Source organism: Flavobacterium sp. DG1-102-2 (assembly GCF_033042555.1).
Lineage (GTDB): Bacteria > Bacteroidota > Bacteroidia > Flavobacteriales > Flavobacteriaceae > Flavobacterium.
In genome coordinates this window covers 686,499-711,376 of the sequence record NZ_JAWLIK010000001.1, presented here as the reverse complement: position 1 = coordinate 711,376, position 24,878 = coordinate 686,499, and the positions used below count along the sequence as shown (strand labels likewise).

Sequence of the window (24,878 nt, the reverse complement as noted above, 5' to 3'; positions counted from 1 at the left end):
TTATATTAAGCTGGTGAAAAGTATTCGGCTATTGGGCCAAGGGCCAGGGCAGGGAAGAAGGATAGTGCAGCGATGATGAAAATTACTGCAAATACCATTAGTCCAAAGGTTGAGGTGTCTGTTTTCAGTGTACCTGAACTTTCCGGGATATGCTTTTTAGAAGCCAGTATACCCGCAATAGCTATCGGGCCGATGATAGGCAGGAAGCGTGATAGCAGTAATACGATTCCGGTAGAAATATTCCACCAGAGGTTATTGTCGCCAAGGCCTTCAAAGCCGCTGCCGTTATTGGCGGAAGATGAGGTGAATTCATATAGTATCTCGCTAAAGCCATGAAAGCCAGGATTGTTAAGCGTGCTTGCGCCATACTCCGGCAATGCAGTGCTTAACGCTGTACCCGAAAGGATAAGGAGTGTATGCAGCAACGCAATTATCATGGCAATCTTCATTTCGCGGGCTTCTATCTTTTTACCCAAAAATTCCGGTGTCCTGCCCACCATGAGCCCGCTTATAAAGACTGCCAGTATAATAAATATGTAGAAGTTAAGGATGCCTACGCCGCAGCCACCATAAAAGCAGTTTACCATCATGGCCAGTAATTGAGACAGGCCTGATACTGGCATGGCACTGTCGTGCATAGAGTTTACAGACCCCGTAGATATTACAGTGGTAGCAATGCTCCAGTAGCCGGAAGCGGCTGCGCCAAACCGTGTCTCTTTTCCTTCTGTAGCTCCTGCCGAAGTATCAATACCCATTTGGCTCAGCGCGGGATTCCCATTCATTTCGGCCATGACCGTTGGTATCGTTAGCAGCAGGAAACCGACTGTCATAACGCCAAATATCATTAAAGCCAGTTTTTTTCTTTTCAGGTAAAATCCAAGAGTAAATATCATGGCAAACGGCACAATCATCTGTGCGGTCATCTCTATGATATTGGTAAAGTAATTTGGGTTTTCAAACGGATGGGCCGAGTTGGTCCCGAAGAAGCCGCCGCCATTTGTGCCGATGTGTTTTATCGCTGTTAATGCAGCCACCGGCCCTGTAGATACCTGTACGGTTTTGCCTTCCATGGTTAGCATATCCTGCTTTCCGTCAAATGTCATTGGCGTACCGTTAACCATTAAGATAACAGCAGTTATGATAGATAAGGGTAGTAATATGCGTGTACACGATTTAATAAAGTACACATAAAAGTTACCCAGTGTTTCGGTTGTCCTTTCTTTTAAGGCGTTAAACAATATGGCAGCGGCAGCAAGCCCTGTTCCTGCTGATACAAACTGTAAGAACATTAGGAATAATTGCGACAAATAGCTTAATCCTGTTTCGCCGGAGTAATGCTGCAAGTTACAGTTAACTACAAAAGATACGGAGGTGTTAAAGGCCAGGTCGGCTGTCATATTCGGATTACTGTCCGGATTGAGAGGAAGCCATCCCTGGCACATCAGCACTGTCATTCCCCAAATAAACCAAATAAAGTTTATAGAAAGTAGAATTTTTAGGTGTCTTTTCCATCCCATTTCCTCAGTGTGGTCTATGCCGCTGGCGCGGTAAAACAATTTTTCGATCGGATTAAAAACAGGATCAAGAAAAGTGTTGCTGCCCTGGTAAACGCGCGCTATGTATTTTCCAAAAGGAATTGCCAGCAGCAGTGTAAGGGCAAACATTAGTATAATGCCTAAGATTTCGGTGTTCATTGCTTAATGTGTGATTGCACAACGTGCAGGTTAAAATTTTTCGGGCTTAATAAGTACATAACAGATGTACACAAAAACAAAAACGGCGAGTATAAATAGTGCTGTCATGGTCTAGATTTTATCAAAAAAGTCAATCGATTTAAAACAGATGGCAAAAAGCGCTGCGCCCGCTGCCACAAGAACTATGGTAAGTATCATAGTGAATGAAATTAAACCCCGGATGCGTTAACCTGTGCGATGTATTCTTTTCGCAGCGATTGCGGAAAAAGGTTGGCAATGCTGCAATTATGCATTTCCATAAAAGTGGAAACCGAAAAGACATAAATGTTAGAGATTACGTTTTTAGTTTCTGTATTACCTGTTGCTAATAGCTGTTCTGCAACGCTAAGGCATTTTTTAACCCTCAGAATGTTTCCTTTACGTATTAGGTTTTTAGTGATCTCTGCAAACTGAACTGCTTTTGCACAAGCAGATTTGGCCTGATTTTTCATTTTGATAATTATTATTTGTTTTACCACTAATAGCCAAAATGAATGCCCTTATTTCTAAAAACCTCCTTATGTTTTGATATATAGGCGATTATATGTATTAATGAGGTTGTACCAATAAAAAACCCTATCAAAATGATAGGGTTGGCACTTTCAAAACGATAGTGTTTTATTGTATTTTATACTCTTCCAGCTTACGGTAAAGAGTGGTAAGGGCAATATTGAGCAGTTTAGCAGTTTCGGTCTTATTGCCATTGGTATAATTGATCACTTTCTGGATATGTATCTTTTCGGCAGAAGCCAATGAAAAAGCCGACAGCATTTTGCCATCTTCGTTTTCTTTTATATCACTTAGCTGCTGAATTTCGTACGGAAGGCTGTCAATAGTAAGGGTATTGCTGTTTTCCAGTATCACGCTGCGTTCAAGAACATTTTTAAGTTCACGGATGTTACCGGGCCAATTGTGCAGTTTTAAGAAGTGTAAATATTCGGCAGAGAGCTGGTGTATTTTTTTATTGGTCTTGTTCGAAAATGATTTCAGGAAAAATTTAGATAATTCTTCAATATCTACAAGGCGTTCGCGCAGGGCAGGGAGGTAGATGCTGAAAATAGACAGCCTGTAATACAGATCCTGCCTAAAGTTACCGGCTTCAATCTCTTTTGTCAGGTTACGGTTTGTTGCCGCTACAATTCTGAGATCTATTTTTGTGACTTTGCTTTCGCCTACTTTTATAAATTCGCCCACTTCTATAACCCTGAGCAGTTTCGCCTGGAGGTCAATGGGCATTTCGCCAACTTCATCCAAAAATATGGTTCCGTTATTGGCTTCTTCAAATAAGCCTTTTTTGTCTTTAATAGCTCCGGTAAAGGCACCTGCGGCATGCCCAAACATTTCACTTTCCAGCAGGTCATGGCTAAACGCAGAACAGTTAATAGCTACAAAGTTTTTATTCTTCCGTGCACTGTTCTGATGGATGGCATTTGCAAATACTTCTTTTCCTGTTCCGGTTTCGCCGGTAAGAAGAACGGTAGTATCTGTTGGGGCTACTTTTTGGGCAAGGCTTATGGCTTCGCCTATATTTTTAGATTTACCTATAATGCCTTCGAAAGAGTATTTCTTTTCAAGTTTTGCTTCCAGAATATCCACACGCTTTTGAAGTCCGGCTTTCTCGATTGCGCGATGGATAAGCGGAATGATCTTGTTATTATCATCTCCTTTTACGATATAGTCAAAAGCGCCGTTCTTAATGGCTTGTATACCATCTGGTATATTGCCATAAGCGGTAAGTAATATGATTTCAATATGCGGATAGGCTTGCTTTACAGTAAGCGTTAGGTCTACGCCATTACCATCAGGCAGCTTAACATCACAAAGCACAATGTCTATGACTTCATGCTGAAGTTTCTTTAAACCGGCCTTACAGTCGGCGGCCTGTATCACTTCAAAACCCTCAAGGGTAATAATGCGGGCCATTAAGCTTCTCAGCTTTTCTTCGTCGTCAATTAAAAGGATCTTCTTTTTCAATGCAGATAATTTGAAGCAAAGTTATAGTAAAAACAAATTGCTAAATGCATTATTAGTACTGAACAATATTGTTTTTTATATCATGGTAGAACAATACCTGCCATTGTTCGTCTTTAGCCAGTTGCTCCCAATGCTGACGAAGTTCCATGGCTTTTTTGCCGTCAAAGTCACTTTTATACGCTATATGAAATTTAAGGTAACTGCGCTGAGGCAGGTTATCAGCTCCGTAGAAAACAATTTCGTTATTTTCCCTGATCCAGAATACCTGGTGAAAAGGGGAGTGCCCACCTGTAACTTCAAAAGAAATAGTGTCGCCTATCGTTCCCTTATCTTCGTTCATCAAATGAAGGTTTGGGAGTGACGACAACTCTTCTAAAACTTCCTGGTTGAAAGAATATCCTGTTTGTTGAGATAACGCATAATCGAGTTCTCTTTCCTGTATATATATCGCTGCTTCAGGAAAGTTAGACACAAATTTACCATCTTCAAATCTGCCTATTCCATCTACATGGTCTTTGTGCAGGTGAGATAGTAGCACTTTTGTAACATCTGATGCTTTATAACCATTCTTTTCAATAAGGTCTACAATTAGCGGCACGTCATTATTCTTAAATCCTAAACCTGTATCAAGAAGCAGTATATCGGTTTTTGTGACTATTAAAAAAGGGCATACAGCCATGGTAAGAAATTGGTTTTCCTGACGATCTGTAGTGGTTACAAGTGTAAAATCTTTTTCTTTGGTTACAGCATACGTACCTTCATTTAGTGCAATAATTTTCATGAATTTGGTTTATGGTATTTTAGAATAGTAATGGAAAAACAAAATTATAACAAATAAAAAACAATGGCACGCCTTAATGCTTAGTTATTAATACCTATGAAAAGGAGAAAAATGAAAAGCAGGACTTTCATCCTGCTTCATATTAGTATTTCAAAATATTATGCTTTTTGCAGAAACTGTCTCAATACGTATTGCAATATGCCTTCGTTCCTGTAATATTCAATTTCTACTTTAGAGTCGAGCCTTGCTATGGCTTTAAACTGTATCTTATCACCATTTTCCTTTACAGCGGTAACGTCAACTTCTTTTAACGGACTGATGTTGTTTGCAATTCCGGTTATTGTAAATTGCTCTTTTCCTGTAAGGCCAAGGCTTGCAGCATTTTCTCCTGGCTTGTATTGTAACGGTAATACACCCATACCCACAAGGTTGCTTCGATGAATTCTTTCGTAGCTTTCTGCCAGCACGGCTTTAACACCTAAAAGGAAAGTTCCTTTTGCAGCCCAGTCCCTCGAAGAACCGCTTCCGTATTCTTTACCGGCGAGAATTACTAATGGTATATGTGCTTCCTTATATTTTACAGATGCATCATAAACACTCATTTCTTCACCTGTAGGCAAAAATTTGGTATATCCGCCTTCCTTATCTGCAATAAGGTTTTTGATGCGTACGTTGGCAAAAGTTCCCCTTATCATAACTTCATCATGCCCGCGTCGTGAACCGTATGAGTTAAAATCTGCTTTTTCAACTCCACGTTCAAGGAGGTATTTACCAGCAGCAGAAGTTTCGTTATATGATCCTGCGGGAGAAATGTGGTCTGTAGTAATGCTGTCGCCTAGTGATAATAGCACATTTGCATTTTCAATATCTTTTAATGGCTGAGGATTTTCTGGAAGGTCTTTAAAGAAAGGCGCGTCTTTTATGTAAGTTGAATTATCATCCCAGACATATATTTTTTCCTGCGGGATTTCAAGATTCTGCCATATTTCATTACCGTCAAAAATAGTTCCATAGCTGTCAGCAAACTGCTGCGGAGAGAGAACTTCGCGTAATACAGTATTTATTTCGTCATCGGCAGGCCATATATCTTTAAGATACACCGGCTGCTGGTTAGGATCGTAGCTGATAGGTTCATTAATAAGGTCTATATCCACACGGCCTGCGATGGCATAAGCCACTACAAGCATTGGCGACATCAGGAAGTTCATTTTTATCTGTGGGTGTATCCTGGCTTCAAAATTACGGTTGCCCGATAGTACAGATGCAACTACAAGTTCGTGTTCATCTATAGCTTTCGCAATGTGTGAAGGCAACGGACCGGAGTTCCCTATGCAAGATGTGCATCCGTAACCCACAACGTGGAATTTCATAGACTCAAAATCATCCAAAAGATCAGCTTTGATAAGGTAATCCGTTACCACTTTAGATCCCGGCGCTAAAGATGTTTTAACCCATGGTTTTACATTAAGGCCATGCTCACGGGCTTTTCGGGCTACGAGTCCGGCGCCTATCATTACATAAGGGTTAGAGGTGTTAGTACAGGATGTTATCGCTGCAACTACCACAGAACCGTCTGAAAGCATGAATTGTTCCTGTCCGACGGTTACAGCTACCACTTTGCTGCCATCTTCTATTTTTTCCTCTATCTTAGTTTCGGGCTGCATCGGTGTCACTACGGGTATGGGTGCAGACCCTCCACCTTCGGCAAACCACTGCGTTAGCTGTTGTGGCTTTATATATTTTCGGCCAAAGCTCTTATGAAGCACATCTATAAAAGTAGATTTAAAATCTTTAAGCAATATCTTATCCTGAGGTCTTTTTGGACCTGAAACTGTAGGCTCTATGGTAGAAAGGTCGAGTTCTAAAACATCTGTATATGTAATATCTTCATTACCTGTTCTCCAGAGTAGGTTAGCTTTACAATAATCTTCTACAAGTTTTACCTGATCTTCAGACCTGTTGCTTAGGCGCATATATTCAAGCGTCTTGTCGTCTATAGGAAAGTAGGTTACAGTACAGCCAAATTCCGGTGACATATTACCTATTGTCGCCCTGTCGGGTACCGAAAGGTTATCCAGCCCAGAGCCAAAAACTTCTACAAATTTGCCCACAACGCCATATTTTCTCAATAGTTCGGCGATTGTAAGTACCATATCGGTAGCAGTAGATCCTAACGGAATTTTGCCAGTAAGCTTTAGCCCTATGACTTCGGGCATGATAAAGTATATAGGCTGACCTAAGATGGCGGCTTCAGCCTCTATACCACCTACACCCCAGGCAATTACGCCTATACCATTTACCATGGGTGTATGGCTGTCGGTTCCTACAAGGGTGTCAGGAAATAATTCTCCATTACGCTCGATAACGCCTTTAGAAAGGTATTCAAGGTTAACCTGATGGCAAATTCCCATACCTGGGGGTACCACACTAAAGTTACTGAATGATTGCTGTGCCCATTTAAGGAACTGATAGCGCTCCTTGTTACGCTTGTATTCTTCGTCCATGTTGCGCTCATACGCATATTGGGTTCCAAAATAATCAACTTGCACAGAGTGGTCTATAACAAGGTCTACAGGTATCAGCGGGTTAATTTCGTCAGGGTTTTTGCCCTTTCTGGCAACTTCTGCGCGTAAAGATGCAATATCTACCACGGCAGGCACTCCGGTAAAATCCTGCATTAATACCCGTGCAGGCTTAAAAGGAATATCTTTATCTGATGGTTCAGGTTTCCAGTTTAATATGGTTTCAATACTTTCGCGTGTAATTGCAAAATCATCATAATTACGCAGCACATTCTCTAAAAGTATCCTGATGGAAAACGGGAGTTTTTCAATGTTAAATCCCTTTTTCTGCATTTCGGCAAGGCTATAGTAAGTGAAAGTGCCGTTTTTAGTATTTAACAGCTTTTTGATTTGATAAATATCATTTGTCATGGTAAAAGAATATTTAATCGGATTGTTAGTGTTTGTTTTCTTTTGACTTGTAAAGACTCCAAAAGAAGGGGTTTACCCAAAGTTAGAGATTTTTTACCTTAAATCATTGATTACTGTTATTTATCTGTAATATAAATAAGATAATTTAAAGGGATAAAAACATAAAAAAGCCTGCAAAAAATCTTTGCAGGCTTTCCGATTGGCGGTTTAGGTTTTAATTATAAAATATCCTGAAAGGAACGATATCCAAAGCTCGTTTTTCAATAGAAAGCTTTAAATTTTCGCTAAGGTAATACCATTCTTCATCGGTATAGGTTTCGGTATCTTTTCGGTGAAGATGAATATCAATGGTAGGTGTGTATCCAACATTTTCTTCAAGGCTGGTTTGTATCCCGTTTTTTATCTCAATAGTACCCACACTTTCTCCATAATGGTTTTTGCAAAGGATTATTATATCCTGCCTTGTAACTACCCTTTGATTCGAAATCAGGTTTTCGCGGTAGGCATATATCTTTTCAGAATTTGAAAGCTCATTTTTACCGCCCTGAGTTGTTGATAAGAACATGATGGAATCCTTTTCAAAATCGGCCCCTTTGTGAAGTGCCAGCCTTGAAAAGGTGTTAATTTTGTTTGCTGCCTCGCCATTTGTAGTCCAGTATTTTACAAACAACGTCCCTTTTTTGTCTGGGTCTTTACTTCTGAATACAAGATATGGATTGCTTGTGTCCTGCATGCCAAGTTGTGACATCTTGTTTTTAAACCTTGATATGATCTGGTTGATCTCTTTAAGATTACCATCGGTAAAATCATGCCCCAGCCTTGAAAATGCCGCAGCTTCGTCACGTACAAGGTCAATCAGGTAATTAATTTCTTCGCCGGCATTGCGTTCGTCAAAACGGGCAATCCCTCCAAATCTAAGATATGCATGATCAAGGTCATTATCGTTAGCACTGTCGTCTATGGCATCCATGATATCTATATCATTATTTTTATCATCTGATGCCGAGAGTACCTCAAGAAAATATTCTTCGTTAGTGCTTAACGGATAAATGTTCAATAAGCTTTTAATGCTGCCCTGAGTCTCATTAAGCCTTTTGTTGATGGCCGGAAAACAATTTACCGCACTATATACCTGAGACAAAATTTCGTTATTGATTACGTTAGGAAATTCAATCTTGATCCATAATAATTTTTGATTATCAAGTTCTTTAAGGTTTTCCGCGTCTATAAAAGAAGAAAATTCTTCGGGTAGTGCAAAATCACCCGCGTCTATGCTCATAATGTCTTTTATAGTTATAAACTGCTTCCTGTAAAAGTCATTTACCTGTTCCTGCATTTTTTCGATATGGTAAAAGCTGTCATTTATCAGTCCTCCTTTAAGCGTTCCAAGATCTTCATTTGTATTATAGCCTTGTTCGGTTTGCAAAAGATGATTTCCTATATACCATTTGGCCTTAGGCAGGAAATGAAAAAATACGTTTCTGTTATCAATATTTTTGAGGAAAAAGTAGAACATAAGGTCTTTAATAATTCCGCTGCCTTCATGTTTTATACCAAGCCACATAGAACCATGTGGAGATGATTTAAGGTATTTATCTCCGGCAACACTTTCACGGAATTGTTCTTTAACCACTTCCTGTACTCCACTAGGCAATACTACATATTGTAATTTATTACGTGTTAGCTTTACAGGAGCTGTGGGGCCAAAAAAGTAATTTTTAATATTGCTTTCGGTAGGGTTATACGGATTGGTTTCCTTTCTTTGATAGTAAAACTGATGATGGTCACTTAATATAACTTCATTTTCTGCAGGATAGGCTCTTAGTATTCCGCGTGCGGGTGCCGCTTTTGTAGCTGCTGTAGGCGTCAGGATATCTACTAAACGCTCAGTCATCCTTCTTCTGCTGGAGTAAATTTCTCCTGCTATCTTTTCAAGCTCTTTGGCACAAACATCAAAAAGCAGGTTTACAATAGGATCAAATACATTTTCAAGTTCAATGTCACTGTAGCCCCATTGCCTTGCTGCTCGTTTTAGCAGGCGGTCTTTTATATGTTCTTTAGATAACTCTTTCATGTTTTTTTATTTAAAGGAAAAAGGAGCCAAAAAATAAGAGCTCTTATAATAATAAGGCTGATTGGTCTTTTTTATAACGCCATACACCACAATATCAAGGCGCTTTTTAACGCGTATGTTTGTCGCATAACTAACGGTGTCTTCGCTTATTCCAAGAGTGACGTCGGTTATGTTCATGCGCTTTTCATATTGTTTCACTTTAGCAAATACCGATTCTTTAATGGTATCTTTCAGTTGGTTAACATTTGCAAGGAGATTAAAATCGGTTTCCCAGATCATGGTCCCAAAACCGTCATCATGTTTATATTCACCAAAAATGGTGGTAATGATAAGCGAAATGTATTGTGCTAACGATTCTTCTATAGTTACCTTAGGAATATCTTCGCCACGTGTTAAATTTTTAAAATCTAATGGAATTTTATAATACAGATCTTTCATTTGTATTCTCAAAATTTAGGGTTCCGTCTTCATTGATCGTCACTTTCAGTTTATCTCCCTTTTGAAGTTCGTTCGAAATGATCATACGCGATAAAGGCCTTTTTAGCTGGTTACGTATAATCCCTTTAATCGGCCTTGCACCATATTCGGGGCTAAAGCCTTTCAGGGCAATTTCTTCCTTGTCTTTCTCTTCAATTTCCAATGTCATGTCAAGTTTTTCAAGCAATTGCAGGAGTTCTTTTTTAAGGTGGATATCAAATATCTTTGCAACACTTTTAGAACTGATAGGTGCAAAGGGAATTATCTCTGTAAGCCTTCCCAAAAATTCAGGCCTGAAAAACGAACTCATTATTTTTATAAGGCTGTTGCTATCCGGGATTATATCTTCTTGAAAAGATTTAACGATATAGTCTGATCCTATATTTGAGGTAAAGAGTATTACCGCGTTACTAAAGTCACCTTCCTTACCCAGCCTGTCGTGCAGTTTTCCTTCATCAAGTATCTGAAGGAATACATCAAAAACCGATTTGTGTGCCTTTTCAATCTCATCAAAAAGCACAATTGAGTAGGGCTGCTGACGTATTTTGTTAACCAGCATACCGCCTTCTTCATAGCCCACATATCCCGGAGGTGCGCCATAAAGCAACGCTGCCGAATGTTCTTCTTTGAATTCCGACATATCAAAGCGAATGATTGCATTTTCGTCACCAAAAAGGAAATCAGCTAATGATTTTGCGAGTTCGGTTTTACCTGTACCTGTTGGGCCAAGGAAAAAGAACGAACCTATGGGCTGCCCCGGTTTTGTTAAACCCGAGCGTGATTCAAGTATGGCATCTGCCACGACCTTAACGGCATGATCCTGTCCTATAACCCTCTTTTTTAAAGTGTTTTCTATATCAAGAAGCCTTTCCCTTTCATTTTCTTTTACTTTTCCGGCAGGTATACCTGTAATTCCTGACACCACAATAGAAAGATGTGCGGGAAGTACCTTATTATCTTCTGTATTCAGCTGGTCCAGCTTATCTAATAGTGCATTTATATACTGCTGTTTCCCTTCTTCATTTTCTAATGAATGGAATGAGGATGTGTCATCATCATCAAAAAGTTTGTGGCTTCTTGAAGCAATCTCTGTGTAAAGATCATGCAGCATTTGTTCTTTTTCTGTTTCAGATGATGTGCCTATGTCTTCGGACTGCTGTTTTAAATTAGGCAGTTCTTTTTTGATAATTTCCTTTGCAACCTTAAGAGACGACATTGTCCTGTCTATCAGGTCAAGCGCTGAATCCGGGAGTGATTTTTCCTTAAGGTATCGTTTTGACAGGCGTATAGATTCTGCAAGGCTGTCATCATCAATAGTAAATCCATGATGCGACTGGTAATGTTCTATGACGTTCTTTATCATTTTTTGCGCAAGCTCTACACTTGGCTCATAGATTTCGAGGGTTTCAAACCTGCGAGAAAGGGCATCATCCTTGCCTAATGACTTCCTGTATTTATCTATGGTCGTGGCGCCTATAAAAGTGATTTCACCTTTGCTCAGTTCTGATTTTATAATACTCGCAATACCCGATCCCTGATTTGAATCAAAAAGCTCGTGAATATCATCTATAAAAATAATAGGGCGCGAGTGAGCTTTTACTTCATTAAATATTTTCTGAAGCCTGTCTTCAACCTCACCTTTATAAGAAGCTCCGGCAAAAAGGGCACCCATATTAAGCTCAAAAACCGATGCATCGTGAAAAATATTCAAAGACGATTTGTTCGCTATCTTATGAAAGAAACCTTCTGCAAGGGTTGATTTTCCCACACCGCTGTCGCCGGTTATTATAATGTGGGGTTTCAGTTTTCGGTTAAGTACTTCAGTTATGGTTTTAAGCTCTTCATCACGGCCAATGATAGGCATAAATTCCTTGTTCTGAAATTGCTTTATTTTATCAGTCGTATACTTGTCAAGTAAAGAAGCTGCTGTGCTTCCGTTTCTTGAAGGGCTTGCATTTGGTCTTGCTTTGCCGCTGCTGTCTTTAGGAGTAATGATTTCATTTGGAGAAAGGGGTAATGATTTTAACTGATCGTGTGAGAAACCAACACCAGGAGTTACAATCGCGGCTAAAAGATAAGAAAAGTTAATTTCGTCTCCCTGTTTAGCAGCCATCGATTCGGCTTCAGCAAGTACGGTATTAACTGCGCTGTCGCCTTCAGGATCGTCGCTAGTTCGTGCTGTCTTAGAGCATTCTCCCATTTTTATATCCGCCCATTCATCCAGGTAAAAAACATCGATGCCCTTAGCGTCAAGTTCTTTCATAAACGAGAACTGCTGGCTCAGTAAAGCCTTAAGTAAATGAGCAGGAGCATATTTGGCATTAAGGTTATCCTTCGCCAGATGTTTTGCAATGTGTACCGCCTGTAAAATATCTTCGTTAGCCATAATTAATTTCTTCTGCTTAGCTGCCTTGACAGTTCAAGTTCACGTAATAAATCTTTGTTTTCTTCTTCGTAAGCCTTTATCTGGCTGTTAAGAGCCTCAAGATCTTTCTTAGAATCGGCTACTGTAAGCAGCTGTTTTTTAGTATTTACAAGCTCCTTGATAGTGATGATAGTGTTGTCATAAAGTTTGTTGTTCTCTTTGCTTCCTTTTGCCTGTATCTTTTCGTTAAGGTTTACGAGCTCAACATTAATAGTCTGCTCTGTAAACTGAAAACTTTCAGGTGCTTTATCAAGTGAGTCCACAAGGGTAGCAATATATTCTACCTTGTCTGCAAAGGTTTTCTGGAAGTTGAATTCCGATAGTATTTTTTCGTTTTCAGCTTTCAACACTTCATTTTCCTTTAAGGGCAGCCTGAAATTGAAAAATATTGCAGCTACAAGTACGCTCGTAGTAATTGCAAACATTAATAAAAACAGCAAAAATGCCGACAGTCGCTCTTTTTTATTTAGTATTTCCATAATCTTATTCTGCTAAAAATGATGGTGAAGAACTTTGCTGATCGTTATTGTTATTAGCGTAGCTTCCCCACATAGCTGTTTTTTCTGTTTTTAGTACATTCTCGTTAACAAATATTCCTGCATCTTTTTTCTTGCCGATGTAATCAAGCTGATTTAGTATAATGAACAGCTGCTCAATGCGTTCAATAAATTTATTTGCCTGAGCCACTGTTGGAGCGCTATCAAACGCATTATATTTTACATTGATAGTCTCACTAAAAAGCCTCTCATAATCCCCGCTTGACATATCTGTCCATTCTGAAAAATAATTGAACAGCATTTCCTTTCCATCTCCCGAAAATGAATCAAAGGTATTTTTCATTACCCTGGCAAGGCTCACCGTATTTTCAAGAATGTCCATTGGCTTCATGTTAAAGCCTACCCATTTGTTGCGGGTTATAGCCTGGGCTACATAAGTCTTTATGTTTTCGCAAGCGTCAAATACCATTTTTGCAATGATGTTTTCGTCTTCTGTACTATTCCTAAAACGAATTTTCTGGCATATTTGCACGCTTGTAAATTCAAGCTGCTTAAAGAAAGTTTCATAATTCTCAAACAGGGTAACAAGCGTAGGATGGCTGTTAGCAACGAGACTCGGTGGAATAAAATCTGTAAGGATCTCATAATTTTCTGAAGATGTCCTGAATTTAGCTAATGGAAATTGTAGCGGCCCTATATTATTTTGGTTCACTTCACTTTCAAGTACACTGGTCAGGTAATACTGCGGCAGTGCATTAGGATAGCGGGGAGGAACTTCCTCCATATTCTGCTCACCTGACGGAATCCTTTTAAACGGGTTGATATTTAGCAGCAGGAAGTAATTATTTTCCTTAAAATCAAAATCATTAAGTGCCAGCCTTTCGTTAAAATCTCCTGTAAAGTCGGTAATCTCAATTCTTCCGCCGCCAGGCGTAAGGGCTTTAAGGAATTTTATGTTTACGCTTAGTTCCTTATGTGTGTCTATAGATACTGTATATTGAAAAGGCCTTGCCAAATGTGTAGGCATAAGTCCGTAATCAATAGTATTAACGTTAAGCGTCCTGGCATCGCGTATAATGTCTTCTATATTGTTTTGCAGGTCAATAAAGTGATTTTTATTGATCTTCATTCCGTCAATCCAGTTAACTGGAAAGTGTTTAATATTTTCAGCCATTTTATTTTGTAATTATATTCGTTGACAAATTATTGTTTCACCGTCTTTAATATTGTTGGTATCTATAGCGAGTTCGGGGTCGATATAGTCTGAAGATCCAAACCATTTGGGTTTGGTATAGAAATACCATCCGTAAGGTTCGTCCTTATTATCCATGTAGCGTATCTGGCTGTTGGGGTTCTTTTCGTTATAATCATTAATGAAATAATAGAACAGCTTGCCAAATTCGAAAGCGCGTGGCGCTTTTACCTTGAAGTTTATAAAGTCTTTATCGTTCTCTTTTTTCTGAAACACAAAATTGAGTATTATCACGTTACGCATATCTGATGCCTGAGGCGCCGGATATTTAAAGTTAACAGGATAAAACCAGCGTTTATGCAGCTTTGCGGGTATAGATACGGCAGTTTCAAAAAGGCAGTAGCAAAGTGTAGGCACAATGAAAAATAACAATGTGCCTAATAGATAGTACATATAGGTGAGTTCCCTAAAGTGTACTACCACCATAATAAGGAAAGCAGCCTGAAATATGGCAGATACTACTGCAACACCAATTTCTTTAATAATAGCCCTTGTCTCAAAACGCTGAAAAAAATGCCTGAAAGCAAGTACCTGAATAATACCGGCAATAAGCATATAAGACTGTATTGATATGAAACGGGCGTTTAGTGATGTGTTTTTAAGATTGTAAAGTATGGCTCCAAAAATTATAAAGAAAAGCCCCTGAAGCACTGTGTAAAAAAAGTACTTCTTTTTTTCCTGTCGCATCTTAGGTATTTTAGTCGCTAAAAGTGCACAGGCTATCATAGCAAAAGCTATGGCAATAAAAATGTAAAGCATAGCTTCTCCGCCGCCTATCTGAGATAAATATTTACGCATTATAATACCGTTGAAATTCCTAATCTAGATTTGTAAATTGTAGTGTCGTCCATAGAAAACATTTCGTCTTCATGATTCAGATTGATCTCAAATGAAAACTGTGAATGAAATGGAACAAACAGGTCAAAAAATGTATGGATAAAATTTTCCAGCTCTTCGCCTTCAAAATAAAGCGGCAGGTTATCAGGGTTTTTTAGTGGCCCTACCTTAAAATGATATTTATATAGAAATATCTGCTCACTGCTGGCGAGGGTTGTATTAATACCCATTATCATTTCTTCTTTTGCATCTTCTATATCAAAATTATGCTCAAGCTGAATATGCGATCGCGTATATGTTACATGTTCTCCCAAAATGTTTTCTAATACGGCGGCAATATCTTTGCTGTCGCTTTTAGGATTTGTTTTTTGGTTCATAAGTGCATAAAACATTTTAACCAATAAGAAGTCAGGAACTTTCTTTTCTATGCCCAGTATGTCCTTAATAATGTCCGCAACACCATTAATGCTTAGGGTAGAGAAGAAGTCTGACTCATATTTTTCTATAGAATGCCTAAACCTGAAAAATTCATTTTCCAGCGGGTTATAAAAATGTCTTGCTTCTTTTTCCTCTTTTTTCCGGGTCTTAAAATCCTGTACAGGATCTTCCCTGTACTCACGGCCTCTATAATTATGCGTTAAGCTCTCGGGTAGTATGTCGTAAAAACCATCTCGGCTGATACTCAAATTCAGAATATCAGAATCGTGCGGGTCTTGAGTAACTCCCATTAAGTCTTTACTGAACTTTCTGTAAAAGAGTCCGCCGGGTTTAATAATGATATCAGAATTGTCTATGCCTCTTGAGAGCAGCGCTTCAAAAAGAACTTCAACCCGTGCATCAAAACGGGCAAGCTGGCGGTAATTGTTTATTATAAACTGATTACTAATCATACGCTATTGTTTATACCTGCCGGCTGTTACAAAATTGTTTTTCCAATAGTCTTTTTTAAGGTTGAATATTTCTGCGTCGTCTCCCTGAATTGCAGAAAAGAACCTGTTGTTTTTTAGGTATACACCTACGTGAGATATAATATCGTCATCATTAAGCCTGAAAAATAAAAGATCACCTTCCTTAAGGTTCTCGGTTGCTTTAAAAAGTTCTATTTTTTTATCAGTAACCATATCGGCAGGAAGGCCGCTCAGTTTTTTATTATACACAAAAGAATATAGCTGTTTTGTAACATAAACGTCATTAACGCTTTTCTTTTTATCATCCGGATTATGTGTCTGCCCTTCCCATCTTTTTACAAATGAATACAGCCTGTCATTATTAATTTCAGACGGCATAACTTCAAGCTTAAGCGCAAAATATTTTTTCTCCGTTTCTGTTAATGTAACCTGTTTTCCATCTTTGCCGGGTTTAATCCCGAGCTCTTTATCCACATAGTCATCTGTAATCACAAAATCATTTTTAGAACGGCATGAACTGACCAAAATCAGCGTAAAACCCACTAAAAACGTTTTTTTGAGTAAATCATTAATCATTCTTTTAAAATCTTAAACTATTAATACGGTTACCGTTATGTTATCTTTTTGTAAGCAATAATTACATAATAAAACGAGGTTAAATTAGTATATTTTAGAAGAGCTGGTTCTCTCTTAACTTTTTGTTATAGCATATTTAACAAAATTTTATGGGAATAAAATCTTACATCTTTAGGTTTTGTTAAATATTTTAAAAAGTTATGTTAATAGTGAGTTTTTACTAACAAAAATTTGATTGCTTTGTTATACCGTGAAAAATAAACGTGTTTTATTCAATATTTAATGATTTAGTTATTATTTAAATAACTGTTAAATGAGCAAAAAAGTACAAATAAAGACCCATTTTGACGGAAAAGTAATACTGCTTTTATTAGTGGTATTCCTTATTTCATGCGGTTTGCTGGCATTCAAGATAAATGCTGTTGCCGACTGTAACGTTAAAGCTTTTAACATAAAGTCTAACTCTTTCAAAGAGGGCGAGTTGATCACTTTTACTGACGTTACACCGGGCGCTTATGAGTGGAGATGGTACTTTGGTGATGGAACTGATATTTCATTCCGATCAAGGGTTGGGCATTCATTTGCCAAATCAGGTAAGTATACTGTAAAGCTGCTCGTGAATAATAATTGTACTGTTGAAAAAGAAATAACCATTATCCCTAAGAAAGAAGTACTCAACACGGCACTGATTCCAAAATTTTCAGGTCCTACAGTTGTACATGAGGGTGAAGAGGTGAGATTTGTAGACGCTACACCTCACGCTAAAAGTTGGGAATGGAGGTTTGGCGATGGTAATAAGATTGATGCAATTGATAAAAATCCAAAACACGTTTACAGGAAACCGGGTGAACGCATAGTTACACTGGTAGTGAACGGCGATATAAAATATGTACAATACCATAAAATTACAGTTCTTCCTGCAAAGACGTCTAAGAAGGATTGGATTAAAGAAAGGATAGAGCGCCGAAGCGACAGCAGGGTAGACCCTGTTAAAGAATACTTTAGCCAGGTACCTGAAGCTCCTAAAAGAGGTCCTGAGATAGACAATATCAACGAGGCTAAATTCACCGCTCTGCTGCTGGGCATTGCAGAGAATAAGTTATCCTACCAGAACCTTACAAAATATTTCTGTGAAGATGAACTACCTCTTGTGCAGGTTAAAAAAGGAGGTACTATAAGCCTTAAAGCGCTTGACGAGGCGGTAAGGAATAAAACTGTTAAAATTAAGCATGTTGCACTACACAGGGATAAAGATAATTGCGTAACGCTGATAGTGCTTGATTATAAAACCCGTTCACTTTTCTAATAAAACAAAGTTTCAATATTCTAAAATAATAATAGCATGGCAAATACATTTTCTAACAGCTACGGAATAGGTGGTAATGAGGTAAGGCAGGAGGGGCAGGAAGCCATTTTGGAAATTCCACAAAATAAAACCCTGATAGCACAAAAGCTTACACCAAATACACCTGTAAGGCCCGAAATAGTTACCGGCCTTCAAAATATGGATGAAGTGTTTGAACATTTTGACCCAAGGGTTAAAGTAGCCTTTGAAGATAATGAAGGACGCATTACTCATGAGGAATTAGCCTTTAAAAGTGTAGGCGATTTTTCTCTTAACGGATTAACTGCACAAAGTCCGTTTTTACAGGATCTTAAGACTAAAAATGAGCAATATCAAAAAATGATTAAGCAGTTGAAAACAAATAAAGTTTTAAAATTAGCGCTTCAGGATCCTGATGCAAAAAGAGCTGTAATCGCTTCTCTTGAGGCATTGATCCAGGAACTTGAACAAACCGATAAATAATTCTTCGCTATGATAAATTCTGAAAATACAAAAACTGCTGTAAGTGCTGCTCAGGAAGAGCAGGTTCTCGGTTCAAGATCACTGGAACAAAGCTTAGATTCGTTTATACAATACGGAGGATTTGACCTTCTTGAAGGCTCTATTGAAGGGATACAAAACCTTAATCCTGAGAGAAAAGCCCGTAAGAATATCTTTTTGAGCGAAAATGCTAAAAAAGCTGAACGTAACTCTTTAAAAACGGTTCTTAAACTTTGGTCAGAATCTTTAAAAAAATCTGATAATCTTGTAGACCTTGTTGAAGAGTGTGTAAAACAGTCTGAGCAAACTGAAAAAATGCTAAAGAAAAATCTTTCTTCTGCTGTTGACGAGTCTAAAGAACTTGAGGAAAACTATAGGACACTATCACTTTTCTTCAAAAATACTGAAGAAAGTAAAGTGAAAAACATAGCTATCATGAACGCAGAGCTGGATCAGCTAAAAGATCTTGATAACTCGCGTTTTATTGATAATATTCAGGAAGAGCTTGTAAACGGTTTTGACCGTTTAGATCTTAGGCAAAACTATTCTATGCTTGTAATTCCGGGTTACCTTGGTTCGAATAAGGTTATAGAAAAGTGGGCTAAAATAGCTTATGACAACAAAGTAATGCTTATTACTGATTTTCAACATCTTGACGAACCGGACGACGTTATGGAAATGTTTGAATCGGCTAACTTAACAGGAGGCGACACCTACAGATCTAACGTTATGATGACGTGTAACTGGCTTGTAGGTCGTGGCAAACATGACGAAATAGAGGAAGATGATCATTTATACATACCGCCATCTACTGCATTGGCAGGTAAGATATACAACACGTTGATGTCTCAGGTTACTGCCGGTAAAAAATATGGTGGTATCAATGAGGTAGACGGTGTGAAGTTTGACCTTAAGAAAAGCGAAATTGCAAACCTTGAAAACCTTGGGCTTATTCCTATGGTAAACGAATATGGTAAGGTAATGGCTTTTTCGGGCAAGACTTTATTTAACGGAGATAATCTTGGACTTCAGACCTACTCAGTCGTAAGGGTTTTTGATTACGTTACTAAAGTATTAATGGACTTCCTTAACAGACGTGCATTTGAAAACTTTAATGCAAAAACGAGAAAAGAGATATTAAACCAGATTGTAAAATTTCTTGATAATGTATCCGGACCGGATAAACTTATTGAAGATTTTGAGATCAAGCGTTTTGAACAGGACATCAACCAAAAAGACCGTATTTTTCTTGACATCCGCTTAAAGCCTTATTTTCCTGCAAAAAACTTCCTTATCAAAATGGATGGTCAGAAAGGGGACGAAGGAAACGAATGGGATACCGAATATGCTGAGTCTTAAAATGTTAAATATTAGTTATTTACCTAAAATTTAATATTAAATTAAAGCGTATCAATTTTCTTTTTATTAATTTTATAATGCATGCATAATAAATCACTCTTACTATACTCCAAACTAAATTAATTCCTAAATTATTTTTATTATGTCATTCAAATCTAAACTAAAAGTTGGCGGAAAAGAATTAAACATTTTAAGTGCGTCTTATGACCTTCACCAGGAAATCGATGCTACTGGCCGCCCATCTTCTGTTACCCGTGGTGGTACAATCAACCTAACTGTAGAGTCTACAGGTGATTCATTCTTCTTTGAATGGATGACGAACAACTTCGAAAGAAAAGACGGAAGTATCCAGTACGTAAAACGTGATACTGATGCAAAACTTAAAGAAATGAACTTTAAGGAAGGGTATCTTGTAAAGTACAACGAAACTTTTGATGCTGCAGACCACAGCCCGCTTGTAGAAACATTTACAATTTCTGCTAAAGAAATTTCTTGTGGTGGTGGTGAGCACGTTAATGAATGGGTTTAATTGAATTAGTGTATTGAAACAAATGATAAAGGGTTCGTATAACCCTTTATCGTTTCAATCACCTGATTTATTTTATTAACTAAAAACTCATTAATATGTCTTTTTTAGCAAAGCTTGAAATTGATGGAGAATCAATGAACGTTTTAGAGTTTCAGTGCACACTTGGTCAGGATACCGATAAAAGCGGAAAGCCAGCGGCTGATCCCGCCGGTGGTAAAATCCGCGTGGTTGTTGAGTCTACAAAAAGCACAATGCTTTTTGACTGGATGGTAAGCAACTCGCAGACCAAAAACGGAAAACTTACTTTTTACAGGAGAGACGCCATTTCTAAAATGCGCGAACTTCAGTTTAAGGAGGCCTACTGCATTAGATACGACGAAATTTTTGTTGCTTACAACAGCATGTCCATGAAAATCGAAATTGTTATTTCTGCCAAAGAAATCAACATGAACGGTTCTCAGTTTGCGAGGAACTGGCCTTTAAAACTATAGGTTATGAATGAACTTGAAACTACATTTTTTGCGGGCTTAACCTGGCACTTTGGCGGTGGTAAACCCTATATGAGTGGTACTGCCGGTGTGGGCATAAGCAAGAAGTTTGAATTTGTTCAGCCAGGTGTAAACTTTGCCTTTAATTTCTATAACGGAGGGCTTGGCACCAGGCAGGATTCAGATAAATTTCATATAGATGCTGTATTTACAGGTAAAGTAACAATGGGTGGCGGCCATGGTAATCCAATGTCTGTGTATCCATTACATATAGATAGCGGTACCGGTATGGAAGATCACTATAAGTATTCTGCAACAGTAGGAACAAGCTTTATTTTTAATAATAGTAACAGGAACCAGCATGTAGGTTTTGTCCAGTTAAGGGCGGGAGATTTTAGTTTCCAGACGTACAATGACTTTGGTATAGGTAAAAAAATAGGGCTGACTGACGGCTACGACCGTTGGTGGACCGGTGGCGGAAATGTTACAATTGGCGCAAAGAACAGCGATTACCAGCTGATTATTGCCAGTGATGTTTTTACCGCAGATACAGATGATAATAGTGAAACTGACAGGCTGACTGCCAACAATAACCTTGAAGCTTTTTCTGAGAATAATACAGGTAGCTGGTTAGAGAGGACAAAAAGAAGAGCGTTTGAATATACGCCGTCTACAGCTAGTGAGGTAGACACCGATTTTCTGGCAAAAAGCAGAAATAACGTTCCGTGGACTCCGGATCAGCACTCGTTCAATCTTAATCAGGGCCGTACATCATTTAGGGGCAGGACCCCCGAAGGAAACTTTGGTATTAATGGTGTCGGAGGTGGGCACATGTATTCTCAGGATATAATTCACAGGTTAAAGAATTTTCACTTAATACCATCTGAAAGGCCTAACCAATGGGAATTTCAATATGGGCCTAAGACTTTTAATAAAGGATTTTAATGAAGTACAGTTGTTACCTTATGTTATTTTTCATGAGCATATTTACATCGTGCGGCCAGAAGGTTTATCAAAAAAAAGACTATACCTTTTACAATGATGTCTTTACGCTGAACAGTAATTCGGCGCTAAAAACAGACGGTGTTTATGTTTTAGATCATATATGGACAAATCATAACGGTGGTACATCAAAAAAGCCAAGAGAGCATAGGTTCTATAAATTTTATAAAACAGGGCAAAGCAATTTATTTCTTGACGCTGATACTATTATAAAATCAGATGAAGATTATAGCAATGCCGTTAAAAAAGATAATCTTGAAAGAGGTAACACCCTTTTTGAAGGTTATTATAAACTGGAGGGAGAAAGGATAATTATTCAAAGCATGGTGGTGCCCAGAAAACAGTTTGAGTATAAGTACGGTTATCTTGAAAACAATACACTTGTTATTGTTAAGGCGACCCACGAAGGAAACGGAAAATTTGACAATAAATATTTTACTGATTACTATAAAGAATATTACATTTTTAAACCTTTAAAAGAGGTTGATAGTGTAATTCCTAAATGGTAATTTCTTCGGTTACTTACTTCTCTGTTAAAGGTATTGGCTATGCATTACAGCATAAGCATGATCAGGTCTATACTATATCTAAAAATTTTATTACTGATGTTTATCGATGGATATGCTCAGGGAAACCCTTATGGATATAATGATCTGGATGAAGCTTATTTGACGGAGATGAAGGCAGAAAATGCCAGACTTACCAAACGCATCCAATCACAGCCTGAACCTTTCCAAAAAATGAATACAGAAGCTACTTACGCTATCCGTAATAAAGACTATGCATTGGCTTTACAAATAGCATTAAGAATGGAGACTGCTTATCCTAAAAATGCTGACGTAAAGAATTTTAAAGGCAAAATACAATCTAAAAACGGAGATGCCTCAGTAGCAGTACAATCGTTTAGTGAAGCAGTTAGGTTAGAGCCAAAAAATAATTGGTTTTACATTAATAAAGCGACTGCAGAGGCTGAAAGCGGTGATATACAAACTGCACTCAAAACGATAAACACATTAATAGCTCAATCTCCAGATTGGAGCATTGGCTATAATTTTAAAGCAGCTTTGCTGCACAGTATGAATAAAGATGCCGAAGCTTTAACCGCTTACAATGATGCAGTAAAAGTTAAACCTGAAAGTGCCCAAATATTTACTAACAGGGGAGACCTTTATTTAAAATCAGGGCAAAAGGATAAAGCGGTCCAGGATTATAAAGCTGCATTAGCAATACAGCCGGATTATGAAAGGGCACAGGCAAAACTTAACGAAATAGCACAATCAACTGTTTCTAAAAAGGACAGGTAGCACAATACACTAACAAGGTAATAAGGTTTTCATCAAAAAAATATGTTATGCCAATAACCACCCAGATTAATATTCAAATTGGAGGAGAGACATTAACCCGCTTTTCCAAGCTTATTATTAACCAAAAGGTACATACCCATCATCGTTTTTCAATATTGCAGCCTTTACCTAAAGAGTTTGTGAGTGAAGCTATTGATAAGGCGCAGGGCTATATCGGGCAGCCCGTAAAAATAAGCATCACGCCAACAAGCATGACTACTTCTTCTCCGCTGCTGTTTAATGGTGTAATAACCGAAGCACAGCTGGTAAGAACAGCTGGCGCATCAGGTGGGATTGTTATAAACGGTTACAGCCCTACGATACTTATGGAAGGTACACCTAACACCAAATCTTTTACGGATAAATCACTCGGAGATATTGTAAAAGAGGTTACAGGGACATATTCTAAAGAGAGTATCAAGTCTACAGTAAATATTCAAAAAGATACTGTTTTGCCATATACAGTTCAATATGGCGAAAGCGACTTTGCATTTATTTGCAGGCTCGCTCAAAAAAAAGGGCAATGGTTTTATTATAACGGTGAAGACCTGATCTTTGGCGAGCCAAAACCAAAGAACTTTACCCTGGAGTACGGACGTTCGCTACATTCCTTTAATATAGAGATGCGTGCAAAATCGCTTGGTTTTGAATATGTGGGCTATGACCCGGCCAACGGTGAAACGCAAAAGGCAAATACAGGAGAGGTAAACTACGAACCAAATGGCTATTCTAAATCTATGTATGAAGCATGTAAAAAGATGTTTCCAAATACAAGCACGATATTATATACGCATTCTTTAGAAGAGAATAATTCTAAAACACATCTTACCGAAAGGATTACAACACAATTGCAGTCAAGGGCTGCAGATCTTGTTACTGCAAAAGGAGATTCTGATGAAACAGGCCTTAAAATAGGCGATGTGGTTACCATCAACGAGCCTGCGTTTTCGTTAACAGGAAATCTTCTTGATGGCTTAAAGGAGCAAACCTTTGGTAATTATATACTTACCGATATTATGCACGTTTGCGATGAGTCAGGAACATACCATAATACCTTTGACGCTGTACCAGAAAGTGCTGTCATACCGCCATATGGAAATGTACACAGTTTTCCCGTGGCAGATTCTCAGCCGGCAACGGTAATTTCTAATCAGGACCCTGCCGGTCTGGGGCGTATAAAAGTTGCTTTTGCCTGGCAAAAGACAGACGGTAAAAATACTCCATGGATACGAATGATAAACCCTCATAGCGGAAGCGGTAAAGGTTTTTATTTTATACCGGAAGAAGGCGAGGAGGTACTTGTAGGCTTTGAAGGCGGCAATGCTGAAAAACCTTTTGTACTGGGGGCAATGTACAATGGTGCTGCAACCAGTAATTATCATACTGTAGGAAACGATCAAAAAGCGATACATACACGTTCAGGAACTAAGATCGTATTCAATGATTCTGCCGGAAGCGTATTTATAGAAGACCCTAGCGGTAACACCTGGCTTATGGATGGGCAGGGCAATATAAGCGTAAATGCCCCTAAAAACTTTAGTATTACTGCCGGTGACAATGTTAATATAAGAGCAGGCAAAAATGTATCGGTAAGTGCTGCTGTCAATATGGATAGCAGTGCAGGCGATACAATTACAGTTGTTGCTGGTAAAGATATTATGCAGACAGCTACAGGCGATATAATTGAAACATCCGACAACAGGATGGAAACAGTTGATAAAGATTTTTTCCGTCAGGCAGATAATTCAAGCGAAATGGCATCTGAAGCTAAGATGTTTAGTGAAAAAGAGAATATGACAATGCAGAGCGGCAAGACGGTTGAGTTTAATAGTGCTGAGAAATCTAAACTTTTTTAAACTTGAGAA

Annotated in this window: 23 protein-coding genes; 9 read left to right on the top strand and 14 right to left on the bottom strand. The window is 38.4% G+C overall.

The features are described 5' to 3' along the window. Positions 1-5: 5 nt before the first annotated feature. From kdpA to R1T16_RS03060, 14 genes are all read right to left on the bottom strand, one after another. Complete coding sequence (gene kdpA / locus R1T16_RS03120) at positions 6-1,694, bottom strand: potassium-transporting ATPase subunit KdpA (protein WP_317499601.1); 1,689 nt, start codon at positions 1,692-1,694, stop codon at positions 6-8. A gap of 30 nt (positions 1,695-1,724) precedes the next feature. Beyond that, positions 1,725-1,802 carry a potassium-transporting ATPase subunit F gene (locus tag R1T16_RS18390; RefSeq protein ID WP_411162014.1) on the bottom strand — a complete coding sequence of 26 codons (78 nt, stop codon included), beginning with the start codon at positions 1,800-1,802 and terminating at the stop codon, positions 1,725-1,727. A 101-nt stretch (positions 1,803-1,903) separates the two neighbouring features. Continuing rightward, positions 1,904-2,185, bottom strand: a complete 282-nt coding sequence (locus R1T16_RS03115) for a hypothetical protein (protein WP_317499600.1) — start codon at positions 2,183-2,185, stop codon at positions 1,904-1,906. A gap of 166 nt (positions 2,186-2,351) precedes the next feature. Continuing rightward, positions 2,352-3,707 (bottom strand): sigma-54 dependent transcriptional regulator, encoded by a 1,356-nt coding sequence (locus tag R1T16_RS03110; protein ID WP_317499599.1) that lies wholly within the window; start codon positions 3,705-3,707, stop codon positions 2,352-2,354. Between the two features lie 52 nt (positions 3,708-3,759). Further along, positions 3,760-4,488 (bottom strand): MBL fold metallo-hydrolase, encoded by a 729-nt coding sequence (locus tag R1T16_RS03105; RefSeq protein ID WP_317499598.1) that lies wholly within the window; start codon positions 4,486-4,488, stop codon positions 3,760-3,762. A 158-nt stretch (positions 4,489-4,646) separates the two neighbouring features. Then, positions 4,647-7,421, bottom strand: coding sequence for an aconitate hydratase AcnA (gene acnA, locus R1T16_RS03100; protein WP_317499597.1), 2,775 nt, complete (start codon positions 7,419-7,421; stop codon positions 4,647-4,649). Between the two features lie 214 nt (positions 7,422-7,635). Further along, the gene (locus tag R1T16_RS03095; RefSeq protein ID WP_317499596.1) at positions 7,636-9,495 is read right to left on the bottom strand and encodes a hypothetical protein; all 1,860 of its coding nucleotides are present in this window, start codon (positions 9,493-9,495) and stop codon (positions 7,636-7,638) included. Positions 9,496-9,501: 6 nt separating this feature from the next. Next, complete coding sequence (locus R1T16_RS03090; protein ID WP_317499595.1) at positions 9,502-9,933, bottom strand: hypothetical protein; 432 nt, start codon at positions 9,931-9,933, stop codon at positions 9,502-9,504. After that, the gene (locus R1T16_RS03085) at positions 9,914-12,358 is read right to left on the bottom strand and encodes an ATP-dependent Clp protease ATP-binding subunit (protein ID WP_317499594.1); all 2,445 of its coding nucleotides are present in this window, start codon (positions 12,356-12,358) and stop codon (positions 9,914-9,916) included. The genes R1T16_RS03090 and R1T16_RS03085 overlap by 20 nt, the downstream gene beginning before the upstream one ends. Before the next feature lie 2 nt (positions 12,359-12,360). Continuing rightward, entirely contained in the window at positions 12,361-12,876 is a 516-nt protein-coding gene (tssO, locus tag R1T16_RS03080) for a type VI secretion system TssO (protein ID WP_317499593.1), read from the bottom strand. A gap of 4 nt (positions 12,877-12,880) precedes the next feature. Beyond that, entirely contained in the window at positions 12,881-14,068 is a 1,188-nt protein-coding gene (locus R1T16_RS03075; protein ID WP_317499592.1) for a hypothetical protein, read from the bottom strand. A gap of 12 nt (positions 14,069-14,080) precedes the next feature. Beyond that, positions 14,081-14,944, bottom strand: a complete 864-nt coding sequence (locus R1T16_RS03070; protein WP_317499591.1) for a TssN family type VI secretion system protein — start codon at positions 14,942-14,944, stop codon at positions 14,081-14,083. Next, on the bottom strand, positions 14,944-15,873 hold the full coding sequence (locus R1T16_RS03065; RefSeq protein WP_317499590.1) for a hypothetical protein: 930 nt from the start codon (positions 15,871-15,873) through the stop codon (positions 14,944-14,946). The genes R1T16_RS03070 and R1T16_RS03065 overlap by 1 nt, the downstream gene beginning before the upstream one ends. A 3-nt stretch (positions 15,874-15,876) precedes the next feature. Further along, positions 15,877-16,467, bottom strand: coding sequence for an NlpC/P60 family protein (locus R1T16_RS03060; protein ID WP_317499589.1), 591 nt, complete (start codon positions 16,465-16,467; stop codon positions 15,877-15,879). 313 nt (positions 16,468-16,780) lie between these two features. Between R1T16_RS03060 and R1T16_RS03055 the strand changes: the two genes are divergently transcribed. The 9 genes from R1T16_RS03055 (at position 16,781) to R1T16_RS03015 (ending at position 24,869) form a co-directional block, all read left to right on the top strand. After that, entirely contained in the window at positions 16,781-17,773 is a 993-nt protein-coding gene (locus R1T16_RS03055; RefSeq protein WP_317499588.1) for a PKD domain-containing protein, read from the top strand. A 36-nt stretch (positions 17,774-17,809) separates the two neighbouring features. Further along, positions 17,810-18,274: a hypothetical protein gene (locus tag R1T16_RS03050; RefSeq protein ID WP_317499587.1), complete on the top strand. Its 465-nt coding sequence runs from the start codon at positions 17,810-17,812 to the stop codon at positions 18,272-18,274. A gap of 9 nt (positions 18,275-18,283) precedes the next feature. Then, positions 18,284-19,651: a DUF5458 family protein gene (locus R1T16_RS03045; protein WP_317499586.1), complete on the top strand. Its 1,368-nt coding sequence runs from the start codon at positions 18,284-18,286 to the stop codon at positions 19,649-19,651. A 142-nt stretch (positions 19,652-19,793) separates the two neighbouring features. Next, a complete protein-coding gene (gene tssD, locus R1T16_RS03040) occupies positions 19,794-20,180 on the top strand; it encodes a type VI secretion system tube protein TssD (protein ID WP_317499585.1) in 387 nt (128 codons plus the stop codon). A 95-nt stretch (positions 20,181-20,275) separates the two neighbouring features. Next, on the top strand, positions 20,276-20,671 hold the full coding sequence (tssD, locus tag R1T16_RS03035; RefSeq protein ID WP_317499584.1) for a type VI secretion system tube protein TssD: 396 nt from the start codon (positions 20,276-20,278) through the stop codon (positions 20,669-20,671). A 3-nt stretch (positions 20,672-20,674) separates the two neighbouring features. After that, positions 20,675-21,613 carry a polymorphic toxin type 23 domain-containing protein gene (locus R1T16_RS03030; protein ID WP_317499583.1) on the top strand — a complete coding sequence of 313 codons (939 nt, stop codon included), beginning with the start codon at positions 20,675-20,677 and terminating at the stop codon, positions 21,611-21,613. 32 nt (positions 21,614-21,645) lie between these two features. Next, complete coding sequence (locus tag R1T16_RS03025; protein WP_317499582.1) at positions 21,646-22,179, top strand: hypothetical protein; 534 nt, start codon at positions 21,646-21,648, stop codon at positions 22,177-22,179. A 96-nt stretch (positions 22,180-22,275) separates the two neighbouring features. Then, positions 22,276-22,974: a tetratricopeptide repeat protein gene (locus tag R1T16_RS03020; protein WP_317499581.1), complete on the top strand. Its 699-nt coding sequence runs from the start codon at positions 22,276-22,278 to the stop codon at positions 22,972-22,974. A gap of 47 nt (positions 22,975-23,021) precedes the next feature. Further along, positions 23,022-24,869, top strand: a complete 1,848-nt coding sequence (locus R1T16_RS03015) for a type VI secretion system Vgr family protein (protein WP_317499580.1) — start codon at positions 23,022-23,024, stop codon at positions 24,867-24,869. The last annotated feature ends 9 nt before the right edge of the window (positions 24,870-24,878 follow it).